10 protein-coding genes and 1 pseudogene are annotated in these 13029 nt (G+C 40.4%); 2 read left to right on the forward strand and 9 right to left on the reverse strand.

Translation table 11 applies throughout. The annotated features are described in order from the left end of the window. Positions 1-22 precede the first annotated feature (22 nt). Both BET01_RS13245 and BET01_RS13250 read left to right on the forward strand, forming a co-directional pair. Positions 23-709: an ABC transporter ATP-binding protein gene (locus BET01_RS13245; protein ID WP_120197290.1), complete on the forward strand. Its 687-nt coding sequence runs from the start codon at positions 23-25 to the stop codon at positions 707-709. Then, positions 706-3294, forward strand: a complete 2589-nt coding sequence (locus BET01_RS13250) for an ABC transporter permease (RefSeq protein WP_120197291.1) — start codon at positions 706-708, stop codon at positions 3292-3294. The genes BET01_RS13245 and BET01_RS13250 overlap by 4 nt, the downstream gene beginning before the upstream one ends. Positions 3295-3478: 184 nt before the next feature. On the opposite strand, the gene BET01_RS13255 is transcribed toward BET01_RS13250, so the two are convergent. The 9 genes and pseudogenes from BET01_RS13255 to BET01_RS13295 all read right to left on the reverse strand — a co-directional run bounded on the left by BET01_RS13255 (position 3479) and on the right by BET01_RS13295 (position 13028). Then, complete coding sequence (locus BET01_RS13255; protein WP_120197292.1) at positions 3479-3961, reverse strand: metallophosphoesterase family protein; 483 nt, start codon at positions 3959-3961, stop codon at positions 3479-3481. Between the two features lie 126 nt (positions 3962-4087). Further along, a pseudogene (locus BET01_RS22535) lies at positions 4088-4309 on the reverse strand (DUF1963 domain-containing protein); the annotation flags it as partial. A gap of 119 nt (positions 4310-4428) precedes the next feature. Further along, complete coding sequence (locus tag BET01_RS13265; RefSeq protein WP_147422812.1) at positions 4429-5574, reverse strand: DUF429 domain-containing protein; 1146 nt, start codon at positions 5572-5574, stop codon at positions 4429-4431. A 106-nt stretch (positions 5575-5680) separates the two neighbouring features. Next, complete coding sequence (locus BET01_RS13270) at positions 5681-7123, reverse strand: GNAT family N-acetyltransferase (protein WP_158585052.1); 1443 nt, start codon at positions 7121-7123, stop codon at positions 5681-5683. Between the two features lie 537 nt (positions 7124-7660). Beyond that, positions 7661-8593 carry an MOSC domain-containing protein gene (locus BET01_RS13275; protein ID WP_120197296.1) on the reverse strand — a complete coding sequence of 311 codons (933 nt, stop codon included), beginning with the start codon at positions 8591-8593 and terminating at the stop codon, positions 7661-7663. A 110-nt stretch (positions 8594-8703) separates the two neighbouring features. Then, complete coding sequence (gene moaC, locus BET01_RS13280) at positions 8704-9192, reverse strand: cyclic pyranopterin monophosphate synthase MoaC (RefSeq protein WP_120197297.1); 489 nt, start codon at positions 9190-9192, stop codon at positions 8704-8706. A gap of 32 nt (positions 9193-9224) precedes the next feature. Beyond that, positions 9225-11168, reverse strand: a complete 1944-nt coding sequence (locus BET01_RS13285; protein ID WP_330512870.1) for a molybdopterin biosynthesis protein — start codon at positions 11166-11168, stop codon at positions 9225-9227. Further along, entirely contained in the window at positions 11161-12390 is a 1230-nt protein-coding gene (locus BET01_RS13290; protein ID WP_120197298.1) for a molybdopterin molybdotransferase MoeA, read from the reverse strand. Before BET01_RS13290 ends, BET01_RS13285 begins: the two co-directional genes overlap by 8 nt. Further along, complete coding sequence (locus BET01_RS13295) at positions 12378-13028, reverse strand: ABC transporter ATP-binding protein (protein ID WP_158585053.1); 651 nt, start codon at positions 13026-13028, stop codon at positions 12378-12380. Before BET01_RS13295 ends, BET01_RS13290 begins: the two co-directional genes overlap by 13 nt. Position 13029 lies beyond the last annotated feature (1 nt).

The following is a 13029-nucleotide window of genomic DNA, read 5'->3' on the forward strand; positions in this document are numbered from 1 at the left end:
AACATGAAAGGAGACTCATATCATGGAGTTTCTAAAAGTCGAAAATTTATGCAAGGTCTACGGCAAAGGCGAAAACCAGGTTACCGCTCTTGACCACGTTTCCCTCACAATTGAAAAAGGCGGCTTTACAGCAATCATTGGATCTTCCGGTTCAGGTAAATCCACATTGCTACATATCATCGGAGGTGTGGATATACCTACAAGCGGAAAAGTGTATTTGGAGGGTCAAGAGGTCTATGCTCAAAGCAATGAAAAACTGGCCATTTTCCGCAGGCGGCAAGTCGGACTGATTTATCAGTTTCACAATCTCATTCCCACTCTCAATGTGATAGAAAACATCACCCTTCCTATTCTTATGGATAAGCGTAAGGTCAACGAGGAGCGGCTTAATGATCTGCTTAACATGCTGGGATTACAAGAACGTAAGAACCATCTACCCAATCAGCTTTCCGGCGGTCAGCAACAGCGTGTTTCTATTGGACGCGCCTTAATGAACGCCCCTGCTGTCATGCTCGCCGATGAGCCCACGGGAAGTCTGGACAGCCGAAATGGGCACGAAATCATAAAACTCCTGAAAGAAAGCAATAAAAAATATGGGCAAACCCTTCTTCTCGTCACTCATGATGAGAATATCGCCTTACAGGCAGACCGCATCATCGGGATCACCGACGGCAAAGTTACGCGTGATGAGAGGTTGGTGCAGCCATGAATATATTTAACAAAGTCACCCTTCAAAGCATGAAAAGGAGCCGAACCCGAACGATTGTAACGATTATCGGGGTGGTTCTCTCCACTGCCATGATTACGGCAATTGCTACCTTTGGTACTTCCCTGCTAAATTATCTGATAAAAAGCTCCATCGCCAAATACGGGGGTTGGCACGTTGAATTATTAGAGGTTGCTCCCTCTTCTGTAGAGACACAAAAAAATAACATTCACGTTTCAGATACAGCAGTATTTACAAATATAGGCTACGCAACACTTGATGGCAGTAAGAGTCCCGAAAAGCCCTATCTTTTTATTGCCGGATTCAATGACAAAACATTTGATACCTTGCCTGTAAAACTGATCTCTGGCCGGTTTCCCAGAACCAGCAACGAAATTCTTATTCCTTCTCATGTAGCGGCAAAGGCCGGAGTGAGATTCGAAGTGGGCGACACCATTTTACTTGATATTGGAAGCCGAATGGACGGTAATAAAATGTTAGGTCAGCACGATCCTTATCAGTCTGGTGAAACACCGGGTGAGATAAAAGAGACGCTTGTTACAAACGCCGAAAAATCTTACACCGTTGTCGGAGTATATGAAAGACCTGGTTTTGAGGAACATTCCGCGCCGGGCTACACCTTGATCACAAAAGATGATGCCAGGGACCAGCCAAATAGCTACAGCCTGTTTGTCACTCTTAAAAATCCTCGTCAGGTAAAGGATTACACAAGTAGTATAACCGGAGCACAAACTTTCGTTTTCAATGATTATGTGCTGCGTTTCATGGGAGTTTCAGACAATACATTGTTCAACGCACTCCTTTACACGGTTGGTGGGATTTTAGTTGCTATTATTATGATAGGTTCCATTTTTTTAATATATAATTCCTTCCATATCTCGCTGAATGAACGCACGCAACAGTTTGGTATTCTCTCTTCCGTAGGGGCCACAGCAAAGCAGTTACGAAACTCCGTGTTGTTTGAGGGACTTTGCATTAGTGCAGTCGGCATACCCCTTGGAATCTTTGTAGGCATAGGTAGTATTGGACTTGTAATTCCTATCGTAGCAGAGAATTTTAAGAGCATTCTCCACAGTACTGTGCCTCTAAGCTTGTGGGTCTCCTTGCCAGCAATTGCAGCGGCGGCAGTGGTCAGCTTAATCACCATTTTGATTTCCGCCTATATTCCGGCCAGGAAAGCCGCAAATACTCCCATCGTGGAAAGTATTCGTCAAACCAACGAAATTAAAACGGAAGCGAAAGCAGTAAAAACTACCTTGTTCGCTCAGCGCATCTATGGATTGGAGGGCACTCTTGCACTCAAGAATTTCAAGAGAAACAAGAGACGATATCGCAGCATTGTGCTCTCTCTTGTCTTAAGCATTGTTCTGTTCGTATCAGGAAGTGCTTTTCGATCCACGCTGAAACGACTTTCAGAACGGTTGATTATGGACATTGACTATGATATCCTTTTTACCGCTGAAAATATGGATGACAAGGAAATGTTCCAACTTTATGACAAACTAAAAAATACAGATGGTGTTTACGAGAGCTCGTACCAGACTGTTTTTGCATATGGTTCCACCGTTAAAGCAAGTGATTTATCTGACTCGTATCGGGAATACAGAGGAGATACTGCCCTCAATGAAACGATTTCATTTCCAATGGACATTCAGTTTTTAGAAGACGGTGAGTATCTACATTTTATCAAGGAACTAGGGCTGTCTCCAGAAGAATATACGGGGCAGGATGGTAAATTGATTGCCGTTGCCAAACAGCGGGTGGATCAGAAAGATGGGCCCAGTGAGACTCTAGATCTATTTGCAAGTCATTCCATGACCTTACAAGTCTCTCCCGAAATGAATGATAAATCAACTTTGGAGCATGGGCAGAACATAAATATAACCTTCGTAGATACGTACCCTGTGGACCCTCCACCAAAGCAACCTTCCCAAAAGAGACCTTATGTATTTATGGTAGTAGCACCCTATTCTCTCAAAGAAAAATTTGAAACCCCTGAAACTCATTCTGATATAGGCCTAGCTTTTCTATCGAAAAATCACACGCAAACAGTGGCCGAAATGGAGACCATCATCCAGAATGCAGGGATTACGTCTTCCTATACGTTATACAATGTGTACGAAATTGTTGAACAGTACCGTAGTTTAACATTTGTTATCGATTTATTTACCTATGTTTTTGTCATTATGATCTCCCTAATTGCCGTTGCCAATGTGTTTAATACGATTTCAACGAATATCCGGCTGCGCCGACGGGAACTTGCCATGCTGCGTTCCGTGGGAATGTCAGATCAAAATTTTAATAAGATGATGAATTTTGAGTGTGTCTTCTATGGCATGAGGGCCTTGTTATTGGGGCTTCCTACCGCTGGAATCATCTCATGGCTTATTTACGCAGGTATAGTGTCTGTTGAAAGAATGGATAACTTCGATTTTGTATTCCCGTGGGGAAGTATGGCAATTAGTGTGGTCAGCGTATTATTTATCGTTTTTATCACTATGCTATATGCCGTTCGTAGAATCAAGAGGGAGAATATTATTGATGCACTCCGGGATGATATGACTTGATTTAAAAATCATATATAATTAGAGGCCGTTTCATAATCAATCTATTGTTGAATAGACCATACATACCATTCGCATTAATATCATGGATATTAAATAAAAAAAAGACTGGTTAAATACGGTTCCTATCCCATTTTTACCAGTCTTTTTCGATTTAATTCTGTTGCCATTAAAAGACATGCTACCGTCACTTTGAGTATGACTCATTTTTATATCTTGTCCTAATTATGTCCTGTTTTTCAAACTGATACTGCCCTGCGTCCACAGTCATACGGCACATCGTAAGATCCAAACCAAAACGCTGCTTGCCACAGCTACCTGGATTAAGAAACAGCACCCCATCTATCTCCTGTGCAGAATACTTGTGAGAATGACCATAAATAACCACATCAATATTAGTCAAATTCTTTGGAACATCTTTTTTGTTATGAACAACGAAGAAGTTCACTCCTTCAATTTCTACAATAATGCTTTTAGGTAGGTCTACTGCCCAATCTTTATCGTTATTACCACGCACGATATAAGTCTCACCTAGCTGCTCCATGGCATGGACGACATCTGGAGTGTCGATATCACCGGCATGAATGGAACAATCGGCTGCTGCCAATTCACCCATGACTTGTTCTCGCAGCAAGCCATGGGTATCGGAAATAATTGCAATGTGCTTCATAAATGTCTCTTTCTAAATTTGCTTCATGATCGAGATTTTTTATTCATGACAGATTCTCATCACCATCTTTTTGCTAACTATTTATCCGCAATCGAGGTTTCAATCATTTCTAGTGTATCCGCATACTTAGCAGCAATCCCAATTATAAAGTATCTTATTAAAGTTACAATTTTTCAAATCTTCCTTGTTGATAAAGAAATTACCTACGCCACAATCTCCCCATAGCACCAAATCACCATATTTATCTTCATAATCTGAATCCAATTGAAACAACAAGGTATCATAATAACTATATTTTTCATTAAACTGTCTGGGATCTGTCTGTGTGAAAAACGGATATCCCAATAACCTACTGCTTGGTTCTCTTTTTTAATTCTTCCATAATAGGTCTAATATCGTTGTCGTTCATCATCATGCACCTCTTCCTATGTAATTGAATTGTTCGAAGGCAGAACCTTGACCTGATTCTATTCCCTCTTAATTTCGGGTATCACCATACGCATCATAAGTCCGTTGTCATCGTACATTGGTTCTGCAGGTATGGAATCCCCATTTCCCTGATCATTTAAATTTGCTGTGACAGCAAGACATATGGCATCTACAATATCATCTGCTTTACATTTTAATTCTTTGGCTTTCGTAAGGATAAAATTTATTTCTAAATCAGGAATGTATTTTTTCAGAATATGAACTCTCTCACTCATACCATCGAACTCTACTTTCTTTGACATAACTACGGTTCCATTCAGCCTTGCAAAGCATACTTCTGGGTGGCTTTCTTTTATTACATTTTTATATTGGGGATTGGCATTTAGAAAAATGTCCAGTTCCCTCATCTTAGCCATGATAGCCATCGTCTGCTTCGCTAATCCCTTTTCAAGTATCCTTTTATTTGCCTCTATCTGTTCTGCTTCGGTATTCATATAAACAGCCTGTCTGCTTGGAACGGCAAAAATTGTTGATGTTCTTCCTGGAATTAAGCTTCTTGCTGTTGTGTCAGGCCTTATGTGACCCTGATTGCTTGGAAATCCAATCACCATATCAATCAAGAAATCATTAAAGTGTGGATAGCGCTCTATGATTTCTTCTATTACATGATACCTTTCGATTTGCAAATGACCATGGTCGTAAACAGCAGCGATCCATCCCCCTTTGCATCCATCGACGCCAATACATAGCGATCCATTGTTAAGATTGTCCCATGCCTCTTGAGACAACGGATATTTTAAAGCTACATTTACAATATGACCAATATTTTGCTCACCAGCAAATCTGCTTTCATCTGTGAAATGTTCCGTTAGAGGAAGCCATTGTATGGGATTGATTTCTTGCACCAACTTCATATCTTCTCGCAGTTGTCCTACAAAAAACTCCAGAATAAGATCCTGGTAATAGTATGTGATATCCATCAGCCGATGTAATGTAATATGAGATCTTGATATACCAGTCTCCTCCTGCAGTTCCCGGTATGCTGCGTTGATACTACTTTCATCAGCTTCTATTTTACCACCCACAAAATTATATAATCCTTTATATGGGTTTTTAACTCTTTTACAGAAAAGTATCTTATCTTTATTTGAATTAAATACAACGATGCAATTATATTTTTTCATCTTTTCGCCTATCATATGTTTACTACATCACTTCCTTCGTAGGAATCAATGCAAATATATCTTATCTTTATTAGTAATCGTAGCATGTATCATGAACCGATTTTTCTTACTGCATGCTTTTCAGGCTACTGCAATCTAAAGAATATATCAGATGGAGATAATCCTTATCCCTCAATGTGTAATTATAGACTTTTTTACTATTGATGAAGCCAAGCCTTTCAGAAAGTGCAATCGATTTTTCGTTGCCAACATATATATGCGCATGGATCTGCTTTAATGGCATGATCTCTATTCCATAAGCTATTATTTCCTTCAAAGCTTCCTGCATATAGCCATGTCCACAAAATTCTGCCTGCAGGTCGTATCCGATTTCAATCGTTCCTTCCCCTTTGTTAAAACAGTGAAATCCACAAGTTCCCATCTTTCGGTTATCTGTCTTTCTCACTAGAATCCAGCGGTATAGCCCCTCATGCTGCGGGTTCGTATAGGTATGAATAATTTCATCCGCTTGTTTTATATCAGTCAAAGGTTCTTCATCGTATAAATATTTTGATATTACAGCATCCGAAAATTCCGAAAAGATAAACTCCCTATCCTCTTCAGATATACTTTTTAGAATTAGCCGTTGGGTAATTAATTTTTTGTCCATATAGCCACATTCTTTCATTATATTTACAGGATTATTCCATTCATTTAGAAATCTATAGATTCCCACTGATTCCATGGCTGCTTTTTGATTTGCCTGCTGTTCCCAATAGACAATAAACAAAAATTCAATACACTGCATCATAAATGGCAGTGCTTCTTTTTCTTCTCTTTCTAACAAAGTGATACTTTCATAACCACTCAAAAATTGGTGGATAAATACAAACCACTTATCCCTGATCGCTAATAAATCCTTTTGTTCCATTAATTGCCCCAAGAGAAAATAAGCTATGTCAAACAAACGAGCATCATGTTTGCCCAAATCAAAATCAAGTACACCCGTCAACGTGTTTTCTTCAAATAATAAATTACCGTAATGTAGATCTCTATGTATTTGTTGATGAGGCAGTGAAGGATAAATCTCCAATAGAACATCCATTGGTTTCTTCCATTCATCTTGTGTAAGTAAATTACTAGCACATAGTCCCTTATGAATCCACCCTCTTAATTCCTCATCAAATGGAACATTTTTTCCCTTCTCATAGGTTATTGTTGTAAGTGCATTATGGATTTTTGCTATAATAACACCTACCTCAAATGCAATGGACTCATAATCTTGCTGGAATATACCTCTTATATGACTACCAGCTAGCTTCTCCATCAACAGATAACAGCCGTCTTGCGTTATAACATAATCATCACCAGCTTTAAGCGGTATAAAACTTGATACAGGAATCCCTTCTGCGCGCAGAGCTTTGGAAAACCTTACATTGTTCTGAGCATAGTTCTCTGTTTTTACGTTCTTCAAGATATATTTTCCATTTATATCCCAGGTTGTTGGCGTTGTTACCACTGCAACTAGTTCTCCTTGAATATCCCAATATTTACTGATATCTAAAACCACATTACGCCCCCTTCTTACCATTACCTAGATACTGCTTGTTACATAAGAATACTGCCAATGATTAATTCTAATCAATATAATAAGACCACAATAATGCTTCTTAGTTAGAAATCTCATATAAAATCTGTTTTTTGTTATTCATTATTCTAACATAATTTGTCAAAACATTCCATATACGTTGAGCAGTCAAAAGGACTTCTAATATTTCATTCACATCTTTAGAGATTATTAATACCGTACCAAGGGATTAAATATAAAAACAGAAAGCTTTGTCTTACAAAACTCTCTGTTTCAACGGTAAATATTAGATTAAACGAATGGATTTACTTTCTTATTTAAGATATTTCTATGATATGACATATGACTTGTACAAACTGTTTTTTCTGCGTTTATATTTAATCAAATCTATAATAGAGAAATCAAATAAAATTAATTAAATCGAATTTTATATTGTGAATTGTTGCAGTAACAATCATTCGTATTTCATAAGTAGCTTTTTAGATCTATGTAAACCTAGCAGATGATAATCCCCCATCATCATGACCTTGCACAATTAGATACCTTACCTAACAGCACATTTAGTCCATGAGGAAGCTGGTCTGCAATACACTCCATACTTTCTTTCACTGCTTTTGGACTTCCTGGAAGGTTCACAATCAGAGTTTTTCCACGGATCACACTGGCTCCCCGGCTGAGCATTGCTCGATTCGTAATTTTCATGCTGTGTAATCTTATTGCCTCTGCGATACCGGGCGCATTTCTTGTGGCTACTGCAAGCGTTGCTTCTGGCGTGCAATCTCTCGGGGAGAACCCAGTTCCGCCGGTTGTCACGATTAGATTTACCTCTCTCTTATCAGAAAGTCTGATCAATTCTTCTTCGATTTGGCTCTGTTCATCGGGGAGTATTAAATATTCCACAATGCAGTAGCCTTTCTCTTTTAAAATAGCTGATAATATTAATCCGCTTTTGTCTTCTCTTTTACCAGCAAAACCAGAATCACTTAGTGTTATGACAGCAGCCGTAAATCGTTCATCCCGATCTTCAAGCTGAATTAGTTTATCTCCCACAGAAATGGTCCCACCTTGAATAATCTCTGCAAAGGTACCCTCTGTCGGCATGATACACTTTCCCATTTTATCATATATCTGACAATGAGTATGACACTGCTTTCCATGTTGGGTTAGCTGCAAAATTACGTCATTGCATTGAAATCTAGTGCCTATTGCTATGGAACTGAAATCAAATCCCTCCACAATCATATTTTCACCAAAGGCACCAGGGGTTACATCCGCTCCCTCCTTCTGAAACGCCTCTATCTTTTCATATGATAAAAGACTTACCTGGCGATGCCAGTTCCCTCCATGTGCATCTCCTACAATTCCATGGTTTACGGCAAATTTGGCTGTTTTAACGTTGGTCTTTTGAGTTCCTCGTATCTCGCTGATGCACACTGCTTTTACAGTTCCCATAATCCTCCCAATTCCTACTACCGGTCTTCACTTCGTTCTAGCTTTCGTATGCAATTCATGTATTTTACGTTTCTGATACAATAATCGAAATAGAAATCATATTTACATATCTATCTTTCATGAGAAAAATCTCCGCTTTTTCCACCTGATTTATGTTCCAAGTAGATGTCCTTAATCACCATATTTTTATCAATTGCTTTACACATATCATAAACCGTTAAGAGTGCAATACTTACACCGGTCAGAGCCTCCATTTCAACACCAGTTTTTCCAGTTATCTTTATGGTACAAACTGCTTCAATCTCATGGTTTACCTCATCCATATTAAAATCCACAGATGCTTTCGTAATGGCAAGAATATGACACATTGGAATGAGGTCAAAGGTCTTTTTTGCCCCCATAATTCCAGCGGTTCTCGCAATTCCCAGCACATCACCTTTTTCCACTGTACTGTTTTTGATTGCTTCGTAAATGGCTTTGTTGACCTTTATTCTTCCTTTTGCTATCGCTTCCCTGACTGTCTCTTTTTTCTCTGTCACATCCACCATGACTGCATTTCCATGGTTATCAAAATGTGTAAAACTATTCTCTTCTCTCATTTTCCATACCTCTTTTCGCTCCACAGGTTGTCTTATGAAAGATACTGGATCTCCCCTGCCAGATCATACTGATATCCGCCAATCTGGTCCATACGATGGTGAAGCTCCTCACCTTTTAATACCCTAATAAAAGATAACATCTCTGGAAGATCTAAATATTTGACCGGGACTGCAAAATCATACTCTTCTTCTCCAATAGGAAGAAATTCCAGTCCCATTGCATTTGCTGCGGCGAAGATTCCCATGGCGGCATCTGCGCTGTTACTGGACACAAGAGCTGCTGCTGCCATATGGGTAGCCGCCTCTCTGCCATAGCCGGTTATCAGCAAAGGATCAATCCCTAAAAGCTTTAACTTATAATCAAAAAGTACACGGGTTCCTGCTCCTCTTTGCCGATTTACGTAACGACATCTGGTTAAATCCTCTATGCCTTTTATATTTAACGGATTGCCTTTTTGAATCATTAGGCCCTGAATCCGTTTCACACCTTTTATGATTGACATGGGCTCCTGAAATAATCGGACTAAATATGGAAGATTATATACCCCTGATTCTTCATCCAAAAGATGAATTGGAACCATATGGGCTTCTCCCCGTTTTAGGGCCATTAGTCCTCCCATACTTCCCACATGAGTACTGGACATGTAAATTCCTGGGTCATGAAATGACATCAAATCACCAATAAGATCAAGAATAAGATCATGGCTTCCAATGGAAACTAGGGTATGCCTAATCTCAGACATACTTCTGTATAGTTCCACCGTTACTGATTCCCCAGCCTCTATACCTTCGCAGTTTTGATCTATCACACAGAAGCCGTCTGCGCGCACAAGACTCATTGCCGCCCCTGCTCCTCTTGAAAGTGGAGATGCCACCAGTCTTCCTCCTACCTCTCCGACTTTTACCCTTACGTATTCTTTGTGTTTTAAGGAAGACACCAGACGTTTTGAAAGGACAGCTTTTACCTGGTTGCTTTCATAGCCGTATTCACCGGAAAACATGGTAAGGATAGGCTTAACAAAATTCTCAAACCCAATGTAAGCTGACACCGGATATCCTGGCAGACCGATTACCGGCTTATCCTTTGCCACCGCAAGTATCACCGGCTTTCCAGGTTTTATGGCAACTCCATGAACCAAAACTTTGCCAAGTTCTCTTAAGATATGAACCGTATAATCTTCGGTTCCAGCACTGGATCCAGCATTTATAATCACAATATCGTAGTGGACAAGGGCGTCAGATACCGCCTTTTTGATCTTCTCATAATCATCTTCAATCGGTGGAAAACGATGAGCGATTCCTCCGTAGGAAGTTACCATGGCTTCAAACATCCTTGAGTTGGATTCTAAGATATCCCCTTCTTTTGGCTCACTTTCCGGCTCTATAATCTCTGTACCGGTAGGAAAGATGGCTACCTTTGGCTGTTTTACCACTTTAATTTTTGTGATTCCACCGGAAAAAAGAACCCCAATGTCAATGGGGCGAATCTTGTGCATACTGGCTAAAAGCATCTCCCCGCATACAATGTCCTCTCCCACAGGCCTAATGTGCTGCCAGGGTGCGGCTGCTTCCAAAATACTTACGGTACTTTCATCAATTTCCAGAACATCTTCTGCCATAATGACCGCATCATAAGGATATTTAACCGGATCTCCAGTATCCACAATAATAAAATCCTCTTGCTTTTTTAATTCCAGAGGTTCTCTTTCTATTGCTCCCTTTGTCCTTTCGGCAATCACAGCAATTCCATCCATGGCGGCAGCATTAAACATAGGAGAAGAACATAATGCAAACACCGCCTCTGTTGTAATCCGTCCTAGACTCTGTTCCGTAGGAATTTCTTCGTATTCCATCTTAATTCGATCTTTAAGGGCATTTTTATAAATAATACGGGCCTCCTCCACAGGAGTATTGTTCAAGTATAGATTTCTTTTTCCCATAACCTCTGCCTTCTCATGAAGATTTTTATCATACATAAAATACTTCCACCAATTCGTCTTTATTTAATCCTTCCTGGTTTTGTCCAATCATCAAATAGCCATCTGCCCTTGTTAAGCTGGTAATTAGCCCGGATTTACCATGTACGGGCTCTGCATAATACTCTTGCTCCTTCTTAATAAGCCTTACCAACTGACAGGTGGTTCTGCCCGGTGAACCGGCCAGATTGGTGGTCATACGGGCGAAAAGGGAATGACCTTCTTTCTGACTCGTCATATACTTATAGAGCCATATAATTAGAAGATCAAATACCAGCATGGCTGCGACGGGATGACCTGGCAGACCCGTCACCAGAGTAGCCGTTGACTGATCGTACCCAAATATGGAGGGCTTTCCTGGCTTTAAAGCTAGTCCATGAATCAGAGTATGACCATCTGTCACTTCATCAATAATCTGACTAGTAGCATCCTTCTTTCCTTTGGAACTTCCGCCAGATATTATGACAAGATCGCTGATTTTCATCAACTGGCTTACCTTGCCTTTTAAAGTCTCCTGGTCATCTTTGCATACCATAACTTCCTGTATCTTAAGACCATATGTTTCTGCCTGGGCACTCAGTGCATAGGAATTAATATCTCTGATCTCTCCAGGTGCTGGTTGGTGAGAGGGGTGCACCAGCTCGTCTCCAGTTGAGAAAATGGTTATTGTCCAAGGCTCATACACCATAACATCCATAATTCCAAGACTGGCCATAACGCCGATCTCCTGAGGACGGATTCTGGTTCCTTTTTTTATAACCAGTTCACCCTCTCTGATATCTTCTCCCTGGGATACGACATCCTTTCCATGTGCTACCGGACAATAGACAGCCAGATGATTCTCATCAAATATCTCACAGTATTCCTCCATAACCATGGCATCGGCCCCCTCTGGGATCATGCCCCCTGTAGGCACATACCCACAGGTTCCGGTTTTCACGGGACAACAAGAAGGGTGACCCATGGATACTTCTTCCACCATTTCTAACAACACAGGAAGGCTTTCCGAAGCTCCCGCAGTATTCCCAGACACCACAGCATATCCGTCAACTGTGGATCGCCGAAAGGAAGGGACCGGCTCTTGTGCTATAACATCCTGAGCCAGTATATGACCAAGAGATTTTAATAAGTCTAACCGGACTATATTAGGCTTTTTCTCCTGCATGGCATTTACTAATTTCTCTCTTGCTGCTTCTATGGTATCAACCCTTAGTAACTCCATTGTTTTTCATGCCTTTCCCTCATAAAGTATCCCGTCTCTTTTGGTGTTCCTGAAAAGAGGTGGCTCCCGGCTTCCATCATATGTACCTCCTGGCAAAGATTGTAGATATGAGCAGGTTGATGGCTTACAATCACCCAGGTAATAGGATCTTCCTTTTGAATGTTTGTTATGATGCTTTCAAATACTCCAATGCTCTCCAGGTCCATATTTGCCATAGTCTCATCAATAAACACAAGCTTCGGCTTAAAAATCAGAGCTCTGGCAAAGGAAAGCTTCTGGCGTTCTCCACTTGAGAGGCTTGGAGCAAACTGCTGTTCTTTTCCCGTGAGACCACACTGTTCAAGCCATTTCTCAGTCTCCTCCTTTGAAGGCATCTGATTTCGAATCATTAATGGGTAGATCAGGTTATGGTAAACCGTATCATGAAGCATATAGGGCCTTTGGGTGGTGAATGTGATGTCCTTGCTCCTAAGTCCGCCAAGATCAATGGTCCCTTGATCGGGTCTCATTAAGCCAGTAATGAGTTTTATCAATGTGGATTTTCCGCTCCCGTTATTGCCAATCAACCCATGTACCTTTTTATCCTGAAGAAACAGCCCTTTAATATCCAGTTGAAAACTTTCTATTCTTTTTTTCAAT

Source organism: Lacrimispora algidixylanolytica (genome assembly GCF_003609635.1).
Lineage (GTDB): Bacteria > Bacillota > Clostridia > Lachnospirales > Lachnospiraceae > Lacrimispora > Lacrimispora algidixylanolytica.